At 65.8% G+C, this 16,878-nt stretch carries 11 protein-coding genes and 1 pseudogene; 5 read left to right on the forward strand and 7 right to left on the reverse strand.

The window, feature by feature from the left end; genetic code table 11:
• Nucleotides 1–14: 14 nt before the first annotated feature.
• The 5 genes and pseudogenes from ACZ60G_RS08295 to ACZ60G_RS08315 form a co-directional block, all read right to left on the reverse strand.
• A complete protein-coding gene (locus ACZ60G_RS08295) occupies nucleotides 15–1,028 on the reverse strand; it encodes a CgeB family protein (protein ID WP_465808440.1) in 1,014 nt (337 codons plus the stop codon).
• Complete coding sequence (locus tag ACZ60G_RS08300; RefSeq protein WP_465808442.1) at nucleotides 1,025–2,437, reverse strand: lipopolysaccharide biosynthesis protein; 1,413 nt, start codon at nucleotides 2,435–2,437, stop codon at nucleotides 1,025–1,027. Before ACZ60G_RS08300 ends, ACZ60G_RS08295 begins: the two co-directional genes overlap by 4 nt.
• 94 nt (nucleotides 2,438–2,531) lie before the next feature.
• Nucleotides 2,532–3,704: pseudogene (locus ACZ60G_RS08305) on the reverse strand (glycosyltransferase family 4 protein); the annotation flags it as partial.
• Nucleotides 3,701–4,777: a glycosyltransferase family 4 protein gene (locus ACZ60G_RS08310; RefSeq protein ID WP_465809136.1), complete on the reverse strand. Its 1,077-nt coding sequence runs from the start codon at nucleotides 4,775–4,777 to the stop codon at nucleotides 3,701–3,703. The gene ACZ60G_RS08310 and the pseudogene ACZ60G_RS08305, both read right to left, overlap by 4 nt.
• Nucleotides 4,778–4,949: 172 nt before the next feature.
• The gene (locus ACZ60G_RS08315; RefSeq protein WP_465808444.1) at nucleotides 4,950–6,758 is read right to left on the reverse strand and encodes a hydroxysqualene dehydroxylase; all 1,809 of its coding nucleotides are present in this window, start codon (nucleotides 6,756–6,758) and stop codon (nucleotides 4,950–4,952) included.
• A 75-nt stretch (nucleotides 6,759–6,833) separates the two neighbouring features.
• Between ACZ60G_RS08315 and ACZ60G_RS08320 the strand changes: the two genes are divergently transcribed.
• From ACZ60G_RS08320 to ACZ60G_RS08340, 5 genes are all read left to right on the forward strand, one after another.
• A complete protein-coding gene (locus ACZ60G_RS08320; RefSeq protein ID WP_465808446.1) occupies nucleotides 6,834–7,493 on the forward strand; it encodes a TetR/AcrR family transcriptional regulator in 660 nt (219 codons plus the stop codon).
• Nucleotides 7,494–7,608: 115 nt separating this feature from the next.
• Nucleotides 7,609–8,961: a polysaccharide pyruvyl transferase family protein gene (locus ACZ60G_RS08325; RefSeq protein WP_465808448.1), complete on the forward strand. Its 1,353-nt coding sequence runs from the start codon at nucleotides 7,609–7,611 to the stop codon at nucleotides 8,959–8,961.
• Between the two features lie 5 nt (nucleotides 8,962–8,966).
• A complete protein-coding gene (locus ACZ60G_RS08330) occupies nucleotides 8,967–9,803 on the forward strand; it encodes a glycosyltransferase family 2 protein (protein ID WP_465808450.1) in 837 nt (278 codons plus the stop codon).
• 153 nt (nucleotides 9,804–9,956) lie between these two features.
• Complete coding sequence (gene trpB, locus ACZ60G_RS08335) at nucleotides 9,957–11,192, forward strand: tryptophan synthase subunit beta (protein WP_465808452.1); 1,236 nt, start codon at nucleotides 9,957–9,959, stop codon at nucleotides 11,190–11,192.
• Between the two features lie 32 nt (nucleotides 11,193–11,224).
• Nucleotides 11,225–12,391 (forward strand): hypothetical protein, encoded by a 1,167-nt coding sequence (locus tag ACZ60G_RS08340; RefSeq protein ID WP_465808454.1) that lies wholly within the window; start codon nucleotides 11,225–11,227, stop codon nucleotides 12,389–12,391.
• On the opposite strand, the gene ACZ60G_RS08345 is transcribed toward ACZ60G_RS08340, so the two are convergent.
• Together ACZ60G_RS08345 and ACZ60G_RS08350 are read right to left on the reverse strand one after the other, a co-directional pair.
• The gene (locus ACZ60G_RS08345) at nucleotides 12,359–16,606 is read right to left on the reverse strand and encodes a type I polyketide synthase (protein WP_465808456.1); all 4,248 of its coding nucleotides are present in this window, start codon (nucleotides 16,604–16,606) and stop codon (nucleotides 12,359–12,361) included. The two genes, ACZ60G_RS08340 and ACZ60G_RS08345, sit on opposite strands and share 33 nt — an antisense overlap.
• On the reverse strand, nucleotides 16,603–16,872 hold the full coding sequence (locus tag ACZ60G_RS08350; protein WP_465808458.1) for an acyl carrier protein: 270 nt from the start codon (nucleotides 16,870–16,872) through the stop codon (nucleotides 16,603–16,605). The genes ACZ60G_RS08345 and ACZ60G_RS08350 overlap by 4 nt, the downstream gene beginning before the upstream one ends.
• Nucleotides 16,873–16,878: the final 6 nt, after the last annotated feature.

Here is a 16,878-nt window from a genome sequence, read left to right on the forward strand (position 1 = left end):
GATTGTTCGCTCGCTCATGACTGCGCCTCGAGTACGTCCATGATCTCGCGAGCTCGGTCGACGTACCGGTGCCCGCCGTCGGCGATCCGCCGATATCCGGCCTCGGCGATCGCATCCGCCTTCTCCGGATGCCGCGCGCACCAGTCCAGGATTTCGCGCAGTTCGGTCTGATCGGTGAACAGGAAGCATTCGACGGTGTCGCGCAAGAGTTCGGCATGTTCGTCGGTGCGTTCGCCGACGAAAAGCCCACCCGCGGCGGGCACTTCGAAGGTGCGGCAGGTGTGGGTGTCGCGGTTGTCGGAGTTGAGCAGCACCAGATTCGCTGTGATATCGGCGACCACGGCCGAATAGCGCGAACCGTAGACCGGGCCGCCCACCGTGGCCCGGGTGGTGCGCAATTCCGGAACGCGCCGCCAGCCCGGACCGCGCACCAGCATCCGGTCACCGTGTTCGCGGGCCAGCGCGACCAGATCGGCCCGGCGATCGGGGCGGCAGACGCCGATGAAGCCGACCAGGTAGCGCGGTGTCCGTCCGCGCGCGGCCGGATAATGCCACGCCGGATCGTAGGCGCTGCGGACGAAACCGACCGCCTTCGCGCCCCGGTCGAGGAGTTCGGGCACATTGTGCTGCTTGGTGGTGACGATCAGATCCCAATCGGGCTCGTGCGCAAGGTATTCCGGACTGATGTTCGCCGGATTGGCGATATCGTCGGGGCTGTAGTGCACGTACAGCCGCGCCGGGATGTCCAACAACCTGCGCTGGTCGAGGTGTACGGCTTTGAACGCGAAGACGAGGTCGGGCCGGAACTGCGCTGCGGCACGGTCGATTTCGGCGTGCAGGTCGGTGACGGTCCACGGCGCGCGCCGCCGCGCGAACTTGGCATAGACCCAGGGCGGTGACAGTCGTGTCGGCAGGGTGATCGGGGTGGAGTCGATGACCACCACCTCGTGGCCCGCCTGCCGGAAGCCGTCCGCGAGCGAGCGTGCATTGCTGCCGACCCAGTCGTCCCCGATGAACAAGATCTTCACGCGGTGCCCTCCTCGCGCATCAGCACCACGGCGGGACTCGAGGCTACGGACACCGTGCGTTCGCGCACGATCAATGTGCGGACCCGAGCGAGATACCAGATAGCCGTAGTGAATTCGACGAGCACACTGCCGTAGACGAGTGTCCAGACCGAATGAGTCCGAAAAGCAATGAACAGTGCGACGCCTGCGACACAGGTGCCGAGCACCGCACCGATGAGCACACCGGTGGTGTCCTGCCGCACCGGCAGCAGCGCCGTGGTGACGAACGAGGTGATCGTGGTGGCGGGCAGCATGAAGATCTCGACCCGCAACAGCCCGACGGCTCCGGTGAATTCGTCACCGAAGACCAGCCGGATCAACAGCGGCGCGGCCAGCCAGACTGCCACGGCCGCGACGGTGGCGACACAGATGCAGGCCGCCAGCGCCAGCAGGGCATGCCGCCAGAATCGGTGATCGGTGCTGCGTCGCGCCATGCGGGGCAGCAACGCGAATCCGATGGGATCCAGGGTGGATTGGATCGCGCGCACGAGCCGGTCGCCCGCCGAGTACAGACCGAGCGAAACCGTGTCCAGCACAGCCGAATACACCGCCGCCGCGCCCTGACCGTAGGATGTCACCAGCACCCGCGATGTGAGAACCGGTGCGCCCGTACGCAATACGCTCTTGAACTGCCGAGGCGGCGCGGGCGGGCCGAAGGTGCGCAGCGAATCCCACCAGGTCAGCACCACTGTGGGCACCGACGATAGCAGCAGGCATAGCAGTGCGAGCTGCGCACTCGGCATCCGGGGAAGCAGACCGACGAGCAGGATCAGATAGCCGACCCGGCCGACCGCCTGATAGGCGGTCGACGCTCCGAACCGGCCCTGCCCGATCAGCAGCCAGTCCTCCGAGACCGACCAGAATCCGCCGGCGAACAGCCCCAACAGGATCATGTCCACCTGCACCGACGCACTCGCCGCCAGACAAAGCAGCAGGGCGATCCCGATGACGCCCAGGGTGCTCGCGCGGATCGCCAGATAATCGCCGCGCAACTGATTGATCATCTGCAGCCGCGCGCTCTCGCCATCGCGTTCGCGCGAATCGTGCACCCGCGCGGCCAGGAACGAGGTGATGCCGAGATCCACCAGCAGCGAGCCGATGAAATACGACGACATCCCGATTGCCAACAGGCCCAGGCCGTGTGTGCCGAGCACTCGCGCGATCAGCGGAACCGTGACGATCGTGATGACGTACTGCCCGTACTTGCCGAAGGTGACGTAGCCGATATCGCGCAGTACCCCGCCGAGGCCGTGTGATCGGTGCAGGCCGCCGCCGGGTGCGCCGCGTTCGTCCTTGCGATGGGCTCCGCCGGTGGCGGTCGGTGTCGGTGGTTCGGTGGGCTGGCCTGCGGCATGTTTGTGTTCAGACATGCGGAGTCCGTTCTCGCGGATTCTGGTGGCCCCCCGCGGCGGGAGCGACGGGCCCGGAGGCGGTAGCGGAGCGTGACCACGTAGAGCCCCGGGAGCGCCGCCGATTAGATAGAGCGCCGTTGCGTTGGGTTATGGAATTCAGGAAAGCGGCGACGGTGTGCGCCGAAGCTTCGATGTCGAAATCCCTGGCGCGGGTGCGCGCCGCCGTGGCCAGACGGGTGCGCAGCGCCGGATCTGCGATGAGGGTGTCGAGTGCGGTGGTGAGTTGTCGCTGATCGCCGCCGTCTACGAGCAGTCCGTTGACACCGGCTTCGACGATCTCGGCAGGGCCGCCCGGTCCGGAAGCGATCACCGCGCAGCCGGCGTGCATACCCTCGACCACGACCTGTCCGAATGGTTCGGGAAGTACAGAGGAGTGCACCAGGATATCGGCGTCGCGCAGATAGCCTTCGGGATCGTCGACGTGACCGGTGAAGGTAACCGGCAGCCCGAATTCCTGTGCTATGCATGCCAATTCGGCCTGGTAGGGCTCCTCGTCGAAGAATGTGCCGCCGATCAGAAAGATCTGTCGCGGTTGCACTTTCGTCGCCGCGACGGCGCGCAGCAGCACGTCCTGGCCCTTCCACGGCGTCAGCCTGCCGACGGCGACGAGGGTCGTTTCGGTGGGCGCACGCTGCGCGGCGCGCTCGAGATCGTCGGCGAGTTCTACACCCGGATAGGCCACCACCGCCGGACGACGGCCGATCCACAAGGTGCGCAGGGTGGTTCGGCTATTGGCAAGATAACCATGTGCCATGAGCCGGCCGAGTAGCTGGATGACGACCGTCGGCAGTCGGCCGAAATAGTCGACCGAGATTCGATCGTGCACCTGCCACACCAGCGGAATTCCCGCCCGTCGCGTCGCGATCGCACCCATCACCAAAGCCTTGGTGCTCTCGGCGATCAGCACATCGGCACCCAGTTCGCGCGCGGTCGCACCGAGCGTCCAGCCCAATCGCAGCAGGGCAAGGAATCCTGCGACCAGCCGCACCGGCCCGGACCCGATGGTCATGGCACGGCTGTCGAAAGCGTTACGCACGACGCGGGTCTCGACTCCGCGCGCCCGCATGCGTTCGACCATCGGGCCGTCCTCCGTGTAGATCTGAGCGACATCGATGAGCCCCGACTCGCGCAGCGCGGCAAGTAACCGCAGCGTCGCCAGTTCCGCGCCCGAGGGCGCCGCGGTATGCGCGAGAAAGAGGGCCTTGGTCGTCCTCGATGGGGTCATCGCCTTAATTCCTGATACATCGTGAGATGACGCTCCGCTGTGACATCCCACGAGAAAGTTTCCGCATGCGCGCGACATTGTTCGGGCGTCGGCAGTGCACCGTTCAGTGCGGCCACGATCCGCGCGCCCAGTGCCTCGGCCTGCCCGGCAGGCACGATGAGCGAAGAATCCAGTCCGCGTACCGAATCCGGTAGTCCGCCACAGTCGGTGACGATCGGGGCACGACCCGCGGCGAGGGATTCCAGGGCGATCAGCCCGAATCCCTCCAGCGCGGTGGTCGGGACAACGGTGAGTGCGGCCCGTTCATAGAGTTCGGTGAGTTGTCGGTCGTCGACACTGCCCGCGAAGGTGATCGAGCCGTCCAGCCCGGCACCGGCGGCCTGGGCACGCAATTCGCCCTCGGCGGTACCGGCTCCGACGAGGACGAGTCGAGCGTCCGGATGTTCGGCGACCACGCCCGGCCAACAGCGCAGTAGTGTATCGATGCCCATCCGGCGTTCGAGTCTGCGCACACACAGCACGGTTCGGTGGGTACCGGTCGGTATCGGTGAGGCTCGGAATCGGGTCAGATCCACACCCGGCGGGATGACCCGGATCCGGTCGGCCGGGACCCGGTAGTCGTCGCTGAGCACTTCACGAAAGTGACTGGACAGCACCACGAATCGGTCCGCACCCGCATAGCGGATCCGCTCGAGCAGATACTTCGCCCGTGCACCGATCTCGCTCTGTCCGGTGAGGCGGCTCTCGGCGGCCCACGGTCCATGGAAGTGCACAACCAGCGGCACCTGCCCGCCTCGCGCGAAGGCCGCCGGACCATACAGCGCGAAGTGCCGATCAAGGATATCCGCGCGGCCCAGTTCGGCCCGTTCCAGAAATGCGGAGCGGGCCCGGGAGATGGTCGAACCGCCGGTTCGTCCCCACGACCGAGCGCCGGGCGGATCATCGGCACCGGTCGTGCCGAATGCCGACGCCGAAACCTGTACGCCCGGTTGCCGTGCGAGTGCGTGGAATAGTTCGGTGAAATAACGATTCAGTCCGCCCGGTGCTGCCGAGAACCATTCGGAACCCGTCATATGCACACGCAATGCCCCGGTCGCTGCCGTCATCGCGGCCCCCTACTTCTGGCGATGATGGGACGAGCCCGCTATCTGAACTCGCTTCCCGCGCAACAGTCTAGGGGAGTTCGATGGTTCCGGCGGGGTGAGATCAACTTGCGACCAGGGCGAATGACCAGTCCGTTGTCGGTCAGCCCAGGTCGAACAGATTTGCCTGACCGGCCTTATAACGAGCGGCATCCATTTGACGGAACGGTTCGAAAGCGGGAATCGAATCGCGAGTGAATAGTTGGGCGCGGACGGCGGAGGAGCCGGATGCGTCCAGGAGTGCGTTCACGGCGGTGCGGCCCGCCTCGTTCGCGCCCTCCATGGTCGCCAGATCGAAGTTGGTCCGCACGTAGTCGGCGGCCAGGAACAGGTTCGGGATCTGCGTGTGCGCGGTCGGGCGATCCGCCCATGAGCCGATCGTATTCACCAGCAGCGGTTCATCATTCGTGTTCTGTCCGTCCGCCCATTCGATGCCCGGATCGAGCATCCACTCGCGGACGATGCCGTCCTTCAACTGGATTCGGCCGTCGTCGTTCAGCGCGGCGGACATCTGCGCCCATGTCTCCTGGTAGATCTCGTCGCGCGTGCATTCCTTGGCGGTCTTGCCGAACAGAATGCCCGGGGTATCCCAGTCGGCGATATCGATGGTGAGGCCGTCGACGATCGATCCGTCACCGTACTTCGCGGCGTAATCAACGTTCCAGAAAGCGCGCTGGGTATAGGAGGTCAGCCGCCAGGGGGCATCGAGGTAGATGTTGTATCCCCTACCGAGGTCCAGCTTTTCGGTGACGAACATCTGCATGCCGTTCATCCAGTCGACGGTCAGCGCATCCATTCGGCCGAGCGCCGGATCCAGCTCGCGGATTTCCGGTGACCACAGCCGACGGGCCCGATCGGTCGGCACCGCGCACACATACCAATCCGCGTCGAACACTTCGGTGCCGCCATTCGGGCGCCGAATGCGCGCACCGTCGATGCGGCCGTCGGTCACCACGAGTTCCTCGAGCGCGTGGCCGGGCCGGAATTGCACACCCATGCCCTCCAGCAGCGAAATCCACGGATCGAGCCAGGCCTCGTTGGTGGGTCCGTTGAGCACCTCGTAGACCTTCGGGCCGCCGATCAGTTCTTGCAGCAGTGCGATGAAGAAGCCCTCCATCATGTTGCCCATGGTCCTGGTGCTGGCCACATATTCCTTGGCGGCCACCAGCGCTCGGGTCAGACCGGTGGCGGCCAGTGCCTGGAACTGTGCGGATCTGCTTGCCGCGCCGACATAATCCCACCAGCTGACATGTTCCCACTGGCCGAAGCGACGCTCCTCGCTCGAGGTCAGATAGGTGACAACCCGCCCTGCCATATACATGGCCTCCGGCAGCGGAACGAGATTGTTCTTCATGAACACCTCGACCAGGATGCGTTGCAGTCCTTCGGGTGTGAGCGCCTGTGCGGGATCGAAATAGAATCCGAACATCAGCGGGAAGCCGTCGGGCAGATTGCCTGCGCGCGGATAGCGCGGATCGCTCACCGAGAACGGAATCAGATTGTCGTATACCGACTTTCGGGTGCCCGGCAGTGGAATGCGTCGCATCGTGTCGTGCACGTGGTGGTAGAACGAGGTGAAACCGCGCGCGCCGTGTTCGCCGGGTAGCGGCGCGCGGCCGCCGACCCCGGTGCCCGGCAGCGGAATCGTTCGAGATTTGCCGCCGAGTTCCTTGCGATCGAAAACCGTTACCGCAAAACCACGTTCGGCCAGTTCATGCGCCGCGGTCAGACCGCCGATGCCCGCGCCGAGCACCGCGACGGTATCGCGCGCCGGGCCGTTTCGGCGTCGCGGCATCGGCTCGGCCGCCGCGATTCCGGTCGATGTCGCCATTCCCGCGGTACCCGCCACCACGGCCGCGCCGCGCAGCAGCGAGCGCCTGCTGATGTGGTTGTCCCGATGCTGAGCTGTCACTGCAGACCCCTAAATCTGACTATTTCGATCGTCATATTTATCAGATCGTGGGTCGGGATGGGAGACAATGCGAAGATGACGATGCAGCGACGCCCGGTGCGGACCTACGGCGGTATCGGCGCGGAGGACCGAGTCGCGGCGCGGCGCGGCAAACTCCTGGAAGCCGGGCTGGAGCTGTTCGGCACGCGCGGATATTCGGCGACCGGCGTCAAGGACCTGTGTCGGGCGGCCGGATTGACCGACCGGTACTTCTACGAATCCTTCACCGGCACAAAGGAACTGTTCGCCGCGGTCTTCGACCACGTCATCGACGAGTTGTTCGCGGCCGTGGCCACGGCGGTCGAGGCGACCGAGCCGCGCGGCACGCGCAAGCTGCGGGCCGGGATCGGCACGTATCTCACCGCATTGGCCGAGGATCCGCGCAAGCTGCGCATCGTTTTCGTCGAACCCGCCGCGGCCGGTGCCGAATGTCGGATGCGCGAAGCGCTGTGGCGCTTCGCCCGATTGGTCGCGGCCACGGCCACCGAGGCGCGGCCGGATGCGCAGCCGCCCGCGGAGATCATCGATATCTTCGCGCTGTCGGTGGTCGGGATGCTGGAGCGGGTGATCGTGGAGAAGCAGGGCGGTCGGTTGGACGTGCCGATGGACCATCTCATCGACTATTGCGCGGCCTTCGCCGGCGCCTCGTTGCGTGCGGTCTACAGCGGCCAGATCGCCGAGCGGACAACGGATTAGCCAGCTGGCCCACATCGATTGAGTGGGGTAGATTTCACATCGAGTTCGTGCCGGGCGCGGACCGACCCGCGGGGGACCAGCGGGAGGGACTAGGACAGTGGGGACCAAGGGGTCTGTGGCTGAGCACATCGATATCGCCGAACGTGAGATCCGGGTGCTCGTCGAGAACGGCGAGTACTGGCTGCGCAATCGCGGTGATATCGCGATGATGGTGGTCACCGTCGAGCGGATTCGTGCGCATTGGCCGCGGGCGCGCATCGGTGTGCTGACCCATCAGCCCGGCGTACTACAGGGGCTGATGCCGGAGGCCGAGCCGATCTGCGGGCCCGATTGGCGCTGGGGATCCGACGGCTGGCAAGGAGTGCTGTCGCGTACCGCGGGCACGAAAGTGGTTGGCCCGGCGGCATTGTGGTGGCGGGCGACCACGGACGGACCGAAGGACCGGCTGCGAGCCATCCGCACCCGCGGTCGCGGCGAGTCCGATGATGCCGAGCCGAATCCGGTAGCACCGGAACTCGAATTCCCGGTGGAGATTCCGGCGGCGGTCGAACAGGCCTCGCTGGTACTCGCGATCGGCGGCGGCTATATGACCGATGTCGACCGCTATCAGGCGCACCGCACCCTGAACCTACTCGAATACGCCTCCGCACGCGGCATCCCGTCGGCGCTGATCGGTCAGGGCATGGGACCGATGCGCGACCCATATCTGGTCCGCCGAGCCGAGGAGGTGCTGCCGAAGGTCGATTTCGTCGCGCTGCGCGAAGGGCGGCGGGGCCCGGAATTGCTCGGTGAATTCGGCGTCGAGTCGGATCGGGTGCTGGTCACCGGTGACGATGCGGTCGAATTCGCCTATCGCAGTCGCGATGCCAGGATCGGCACCGAGATCGGCGTCTGTCTGCGTGTCGCGGATTATGCGCAGGTCAGCCTGGAAGCCCAGGGGATCGTCGGGCAGGTGGTGCGCACCCGCGCCGCGGAGTTGGATGCCGGGCTGGTGCCGCTGATCATCTCCGAATACGCCTCGGAGGACCGGCTTTCGACGTTGCCGCTGCTGGCTGGGGCGGACAAGGCGCTGCCGCCGGTCGGTCGCGGCGGCACCCCGGCGGATGTGGCCCGGCAGGTCGGGCGGTGTCGCGTATTGGTGACCAGTGCCTATCATCTGGCGGTCTTCGCGCTGTCCCAGGGGATTCCGGCGGTCGGTATCACCGCCTCGGAGTATTACGACGATAAATTCCACGGGCTGGCGCAGATGTTCGGGACCGGACTGCGCGTGGTGCATCTGAACGATCCCGAACTGGAACAGGAATTGACCATGGCGCTGGACGAGCTGTGGGACGATGCACCTGCGCTCCGGGATCCACTGCAACAGCGGGCCGTCGAACAGATCGATGCGGGCCGGAGTGGTTTGGCACGAGTATTCGGATTGGTGGAAAACGGACCGGTTCGGCCGGTCCCACGATCAGGGGGATAACTGTAGTGACGACGCTGTCGCTCTGCGTTCCGGCCTACAACTCCGGCCGCACGCTAGCCACCACCCTGCGATCGATCCTCGATCAGGATGCGGAATTCGAACTGGTCATCCTGGACAATGCGAGTACCGATGATACGTCGGAGGTCGCGAAATCGTTCGACGATCCACGAATCCGATTGCTGTGCAACGACACCGTGCTGGCCATCGGCGACAACTGGGACAAGGCGATCCGAGCCTGCACCGGGAAACTCATCAAGGTCGTCTGCGCCGACGATGTACTGCGTCCCGCTGCGATCACCACCCAACTCGAGGTGATGACCGATCCGTCGATCGCCATCTCCTCCAGCCGTTTCGAGGTGATCGATGAGGCGGGGGAGGTGCTGGAGACCGAACTCGGACTTGCCGGGCTGCTCGGCCGACAGACCCCACGTGCCTTGGCGCGCACCATCGTCCGCCGCGGCCCCGCCGACTTCGGCCCGACCGCGGCGGCAATGTTCTACCGCGAGCATTACGACCGCGTCGGCGGTTTGCGAGGTGACCTGGTCTTTCCCATGGACGTCGACCTGTTCGCGCGGGTCTCGTCCTTCGGCGCCTTCTTCGGCATGACCGAAATCCTGGCCGCCTGGCGCAATTCGTCGTTCAACCTGTGCAGCCAGACCTCCACCGTCAGCAAACTGACCGATATGTATCGCTTCCATCACCGCATCGCGAACGACTACCCAGATCTGGTCCACCGCGGCGATGTGCTCGCCGGGGATGCCCGTCTGGCCAAGGCCGCACTGCATCGCCTGCGGGTGCGTACCGTAGCCACCGTCCGCAACCGCCCGGATTTGCTGGTCTGACACATGAACCGGCAGTTTCGCCGGTCTGCCGATGCGGTGAATCCCGATTCGACAAACTAAAGAGTCTGTTAACTAATCCGTTGCGGGCGCGCGCCCTGCGGCGAGTCGAAGTAGACAGGTGCTTGGGACTCGCGGCAGGAAGCGTTGGTGTGGATGGTTATTGATCATGTGTCGCCGGGCGCGTTGCTATCGAGCACACTTCCGGACGAGCGCGGGCGGTTCGGTGAGTTCGGCGGCAGGTATGTGCCCGAAGGTCTGATGGCGGCGCTGCTGGAACTGGAACAGACGTATGCGCTGGCGCGGGCCGATGCCGGATTCCGCGACGAACTCCGCGAATTGCTGCGCACTCGGGTCGGCCGTCCCACGCTGTTGCATCAGGTGCCGCGCTTCGCCGAGTCGCTCGCGGTGCCTGGCGTGCGGGTGTATCTGAAACGCGAGGACATGACCCATACCGGTGCGCACAAGATCAATAACGCACTGGGCCAGGGATTGCTGGCCAAGCGGATGGGCAAGACCCGGATCATCGCCGAGACCGGTGCCGGTCAGCACGGAGTCGCGGTGGCGACGGTCTGCGCGATGCTCGGCATGACATGCGTCATCTATATGGGTGCGCACGATATGCATCGCCAGGCCTCCAATGTCATGCGGATGACACTGCTCGGCGCGGAGGTGCGTCCGGTGGAGACCGGCAGCCGCAGACTCAAGGAGGCCATCAGCGAATCGGTGCGCGATTGGGTGTCGAACTTCGACACCACGCACTACCTGTTCGGCACCTCGGCCGGGCCCGCACCGTATCCGATGATCGTGCGCGATCTGCAAACCGTCATCGGTCGCGAGACCCGGCTGCAGATCCTGAAATCCGAAGGCCGACTACCGGATTACCTCGTGGCGTGTGTCGGCGGCGGCAGCAATGCCATCGGCCTGTTCCACCCCTTCGTCGATGAACCGGACGTTCGGTTGATCGGTGTCGAGGCCGCGGGCCTCGGCGTCGAGACCGGGGTTCACGCCGCCACCCTGAGCGCGGGCAGTCCCGGCGAAATGGACGGCGCCTACAGCTATCTGCTGCAGGACGACGACGGGCAGGTCACGCCGACCCACAGCATCGCCGCGGGCCTCGACTATCCGGGCGTCGGCCCGGAACTCAGCTACCTCAAGGACATCGGTCGCGTCACCTACCGCACTGCCACCGATGCCGTGGCTCTGCGCGGCCTGCACACCCTCACCCGCACCGAAGGCATCATTCCCGCCCTCGAATCCGCCCACGCCGTCGGGTATGTCCTCGAACTGGCCGAACGCGGTGACCTACCCGCCGACTCGATCGTGGTGCTCGGCCTCTCCGGGCGCGGCGATAAGGATCTCGCCATCGCGGCGGAGCGACTGGCGGGATAATCTGTTCGCCGGGCGGATGCCAGGATGGCCGAATGACAAACGGGGCGAACCGAATTGCCGAGCACACCGTCGAGCTGATGATGGACTACGGTCAGTTCTGCATAGACGGCGGTCTCGGCGATCCGGATACCGAGCCCGACCTGCTCGATCAGGCATTGGCGCAGCGGCCGTGCGCGGGCGACGGTACCGCACTGCTCGTGCTGAGCCCGCATCAGAACAATTTCGAGATGTCGATCGCGGTGCAGGTGTGGGATGGCAGGCCGCCGAACGATCGCGACGACTGGCAGCAGGTGTGCGAAGGTCGGATTCGCGTGGACTCCGTTGGGGCCCTGGGGATTTCGTCACCGCCCGGTACCTGGGCCGACCCGTGTCCGGTGCCGCCCGGCGACTATCTGATCGAAGTCGGCGGTCGCGGATTCGTGAACTACGGATGGCCGGGAACCACGACGCCGGGTGATATCTGGCGGATTCGGATGTGGCCCGATGATGGTGGCGATCTCCTGCCGCCCCGACAGTGGGATATGCCGGGATACGGCATCCCGGAAAACGTGCCGATACCCGAGCGGACCGCGGCGGAGGAATCCACGGAGCCACAGTGGATTGTCGTCATCGACTCCACCGGTACCCGCCGCGTCGAGGTCGCTGACCTCGAGGCGGAGGCTGCGGCGGCCCAGCGCGTGGCATGGGGCGGCGATCCGATACCGGAATTGCGCGAATACTTTTCGGCGGCGGAGCTGGCTGGCTTCGACCGTCCGCTCGCCGAGGCGATCGCCGCCATGGATGAGCCGAGCTTGCGACGGCTGGCTCGACGGTGCGCGGTCAAGGCCTGCGAGTTGGCCGGTATCGCCGAAAGACTTTGGGTGGCAGAGGCGTTGACCGCATTGGGCGACGGGAATCCGCTACCCGCACCGTTCGATGACATGCCGTCCGCCTTCGAGCGTCTGGACGAGGAGGAGTTCGGACCTGCCGAGAACAATTCGCGGCAACTCGTCGCGGCGATCGTCGAGTCGACGCATTCGCAGGCGAATCCCTTCGATAACGGTCCCGTGCATCGCCCCTACTTCGCATTGAGCGCCATCGAGCATGCGGCGAAGCCGGACGCTTTGGCCGCAGCGATAGCCACACTGCATACCGCCGCACTCACCTTCGGCGCCGACGCCCCGGTGCTATTCGCCGAGATCGGTAGTGAGTTCCGCTGAGCCGGCCGACCGAAGCAGGGCCAACTCCTCGGCGAGGATCTTCACCGTGTCGCGAATCTGGTCCTCGGTGTGGCATGCGGTGACGAAGAAGCGCAGGCGGGCAAGGTTTTCCGGGACCGCAGGGTACAGAATCGGGTTGACGTTGATGCCGCGGCGCAGCAGCGCGTTCGACAGTGTCAGCGTCTGCAACGAGTCGCCGATGATGCACGGGATGATCGGTGTGTCCGCGCTGTCACCAGTGTCGACACCGGCGTCGCGAGCCAGGCGCAGGAACAGTTGTGCGTTGTGCCGCAGGCGATCCAGCGGTGTGCGGTCGGCGCGCAGCTGGCGGATCGCCGCCGCCGATGCGGCCGCGTTCATCGGGGTCATGCCGACGCTGTAGACGAATCCCGGTGTGGTGTATTTGAGGAAGCGGATCAGCTCGGCGCTGCCCGCCACATAACCACCGCAGCCTGCCAGTGCCTTCGACATGGTGCCCGACCACAATTCGACATCACTGCGATCGACGCCGAAGTATTCGCCGATCCCGCCGCCGTGTTCGCCGAGCACACCTATGCTGTGCGCCTCGTCGATCATCAACAGCGCCTGGTGCTTCCGCTTGACCTCGATGATCGCGGGCAGATCCGGAATATCGCCGTCCTGGCTGTATACGCCCTCGATCAGGATCAGCACACGGCGGTACTGGCGCCGGATTTCGGTGAGCAGCTGGTCGAGTGCCGCATGGTCGTTGTGCGGGAACGGCCGCCGCGTCGCACCGGAGAGTTTGCAGCCCTGCAGGATGCTGTCGTGCGCGAGGCTGTCGTGGATCACCAGATCCTCCGGCCCGACAATGTGCCCGATGATCGTGACGTTGGTCGAATGGCCGCCGACGAGTGCGATCGCATCCTCGGTGCCGAGTAACCCGGCGAGTTCGGCCTCCAGTTCGCGGTGCACCGGCTTCTCGCCGGAGAGCACGCGGCTGGCCGAACACGAACTGCCGTAGCGGGCGACCGAATCCTGAACTGCCGTCACGACCGCCGGATGACCGGACAGGCCCAGGTAGTTGTAGCTGGAGAAGTTGAGCACCGGTGCGCCGTCGATCACCGAGGTGTCCCGGGTGACGCCGTCGTTGATCAGGAAGTACGGATTCGACAACCCGAGCGCCTCGCCGCCGGAGAGCCGATCGGCGATCGCCCGCACCTCGGCGAAGTCGGAGATCCGATACTCCGGCGTGACGGTCACGCGCTCGGGTTCCGGCGCGGCGGGTGCGGGCGCACCGGTGACCTGATCCGCGACATAGCCGATGACATCACCCAGGGTCGTCGTCGCCGTGAACCAGCTCGGATCGATGGTCAGTCCGGGAAGTTTGCGGACGAGTCCGCCGAACAGGTCGGTGAGCATGATCGAATCGAGTCCGAGGCCGTCGGTGATCGTCCGGTCGTCCCGCAATAGGTCTGCCGGGAAGCCGCTGACCCGGGCCACCTCCGCGCGCACGATGCCGGCGATCGCCTCCGGGCTGACCGACGACCGCTCGGTGTCCGGTGTCCGGATCTCGGTGGATCCCGTCGCGACACTGGCCAATACGGCGGCCTGCTCGCGGAAGAGTGCGATCAATTGATCCATAGTGGTTGTTGCCTCAGGTGTTGTGGAAGTCGTTGTGTGGGTGGGAGGTTCGACCCAGAATCGGTGTTCGGTCGAGAACTCGTAGGTCGGCAGGCGGCGACGGACTCGTTGCGCCGATGCGTAGAGTCGATCCCAATCGGGGGCGAACCCGTCGCGGTACAGCGCGGCAAGGGTCTGCGCGAATTCGGTGCCGGTCGCACCCGGTCCGGGGCTGGGCGCGAGGCAGCGCGCCGTCAGCTCGGGCCGAATCCGGCCGACCAGCGCCGCCAGGACCTTTCGCGGGCCGACCTCGATGATATGGCTGGGCTCGGTGTCTACCGCTGCCGCCACCGCGTCGGCGAATCGGACGGTGGCACAGACGTGTTCGGTCCAGTACGCGGCATCCATCGGCTCGGAAGCATCGAGCAGGCGGCCGCGCACGGTCGAATAGACAGGAATATTCGGTGCACGGTAGACGCAGTCCCGGGCGATGGCCTCGAACTCCGCCAGCATCGGCTCCATCAGCGGGCTGTGGAACGCGTGGGAAACGTTGAGCGCCTTGGTGATCACCGCACGAGCGTCGAGTGCCGCCCGGATCCGCTCGATCGCCGCGGCCGGGCCGGAGAGCACGAGATCTGCCGCACCATTGACGGCGGCGACCGCGACCAAGGGTTCCTCGGCGAGCAGATCGGCCACCCCGGCTTCGGCCGCGCGTACCGCGAGCATCGCACCGCCCGTCGGCAACTGCTGCATCAGCCGTCCGCGCGCGACCACCAACCGACACGCGTCGTCGAGGTCGAAAACTCCCGCCACCGCCGCGGCCGCGAATTCGCCGATGCTGTGCCCGATGAGCCATGTGGGCCGCACGCCCGCGTCGGCGAGTGACCGGGCTAGTGCGTATTCCATCGCGAAGATCGCGGGTTGCGCGAGGTCGGTGCGGTCGATTTCGGTGCTCTCATCGAGCAGCAGGTCGCGCACCGAGCGACCCAGGTGGTCGATCATGCAATCGTCGACCGCCCACAGGGCGTGCTGGAACAGCGGGTTCGCCGCGTCCAATGCCCGTGCCATACCGGCGAATTGCGAGCCCTGACCGGTGAACATCCAACCGGTGCCGACCGCTTGTGCTACACCGATTTCGGGTTCGCCCCGCAGGCGTGCGATGGCGTCGCCACGATCGGTCGCGACAATCGCCATTCGAGTGCGCCCGGAAGATTTGACCTGGTTACTGGTCCAGCACAGCTGCGCGAACCGATCCTCCGGTACCGTCGCCAACACGTCGGCGAGTCGAAGCGCGTTGCGCCGCAGTCCTTCCTGATCATTCGACGACAACGTGAGTACGCCACCACCGGACGCCGTCGGAGCGTGCTTCGCGGGTGCGCTCGCCAGCACGATGTGCGCATTCGTGCCGCCGATCCCGAAGCTGCTGACCCCGCCGAGCGCCGGTCGGTGCAGCGGCATCGGTTCCGCGACCAGGCGCAGACCATGGTGACTCATCCGCAGCCGGGGGTTCTCCTGTTCGGCGAATCTCGTCGGCGCGACCACACCGTGGTGCAGACCGAGCGCGACCTTGATCAGTCCGGCGACGCCCGCAGCGCCCTCGGTATGGCCGAGATTGCCCTTGATGGAGCCGATGGCGCAGGGTTCGGCTCGGTTCGCCCCGTGCAGTGCGCCGAGCGCCTTGACCTCGATCATGTCACCGAGAATCGTTCCGGTGCCGTGTGCTTCGATGAAGTCCACGTCCTCGGGCCGGACACCGGCCCGCTGATACGCCTCGGTGATCACCTGCTGCTGCGCCCACCGGTTCGGCGCGGTGATGCCGTTGCTGCGGCCGTCGGAGTTGACCGCGCTGCCCTTGATCACCGCGTATACCGGCAGCCCCTCGGCCACCGCATCGGCCAGACGCCGCAGCACGAGCACGGCGACGCCCTCACCGCGCACGATCCCATCGGCGTTGCCGCTGAACGGTTTACAGCGGGCATCTGGCGCGGACAGGCCCGCCTGGGTGTAGAACACACCGACGGCCGGGGTGAGAACAAGGTTCACGCCACCGGCGACCGCCTGATCGCACTCGCCGGAAGCCAGTGCACCACAGGCGAGATGGATCGCGACCAGCGATGACGAACAGGCGGTATCGACCGCGATACTCGGACCGCGGAGATCGAGCTGATAGGACAGCCGGTTCGCGGTCATGAAATACCCGTTGCCCGAACCGTGCTGCGGCGTGATCGCGGCATAATCGCTCATCTGCAGATTCGCCCACTCGTTGGCCATCACACCGACGAAAACCCCGGTGCGCGAACCGGACTGGGCCCGCGGATCGAGTGTCGCGTCCTCGAAGGCGCGCCAGGTGGCCTGCAGCAGCAGGCGCTGTTGCGGATCCATCGCCTCGGCCTCGCGCGGCGCGACGCCGAAGAATTCGTGGTCGAATGCGTCCGCGTCTTCGATGAATCCGCCGCTGCGGGTATTGATGGTGCCGGGTGCACCTGCGGGGTCGTGGAAGTCGTCGGCATGCCAGCGATTCGCGGGCACCTCTGAGATGGCGTCGCGTCCGTCGAGCAGCATCTGCCACAGCGCATTGGGATCCGGTGCGTGCGGAAATCGGCAATCCAGGCCGACGATGGCGATATCCGTCATGCGACTTCGGCGAGTTCGGTGGTCAGAAATTCGGCGATATCGGTAATGGTGGGGTAGTCGAAAACCATGGTCGGGTCGAGATCGAGCTGCCAGCGGTCCTCGATCTCGCCGCACAGGCTCACCGCCGAAACGGAGTCGAGGCCGAGTTCGGCCAGCGGGACCGTCGGATTCACCTGGTGCGGGGCACGGTTGGTGTAGTCGGCGATGCGCGTCACGAGCCAGCCCTCGATTGTGGTCGAGCGGGCAAAGGTGTTGGTGGTGAACAAGTTCGA

It is taken from the genome of Nocardia sp. NPDC102475, from assembly GCF_055584605.1.

What these genes read in the sequence shown, in the direction of transcription:
- ACZ60G_RS08345 (WP_465808456.1), bottom strand. Translation starts at nt 16,606, where the DNA reads ATGACGGATATCGCCATCGTCGGCCTGGATTGCCGATTTCCGCACGCA.
- trpB (WP_465808452.1), top strand. Translation starts at nt 9,957, where the DNA reads ATGGTTATTGATCATGTGTCGCCGGGCGCGTTGCTATCGAGCACACTT.
- ACZ60G_RS08310 (WP_465809136.1), bottom strand. Translation starts at nt 4,777, where the DNA reads ATGACGGGTTCCGAATGGTTCTCGGCAGCACCGGGCGGACTGAATCGT.
- ACZ60G_RS08320 (WP_465808446.1), top strand. Translation starts at nt 6,834, where the DNA reads ATGACGATGCAGCGACGCCCGGTGCGGACCTACGGCGGTATCGGCGCG.
- ACZ60G_RS08300 (WP_465808442.1), bottom strand. Translation starts at nt 2,437, where the DNA reads ATGTCTGAACACAAACATGCCGCAGGCCAGCCCACCGAACCACCGACA.
- ACZ60G_RS08340 (WP_465808454.1), top strand. Translation starts at nt 11,225, where the DNA reads ATGACAAACGGGGCGAACCGAATTGCCGAGCACACCGTCGAGCTGATG.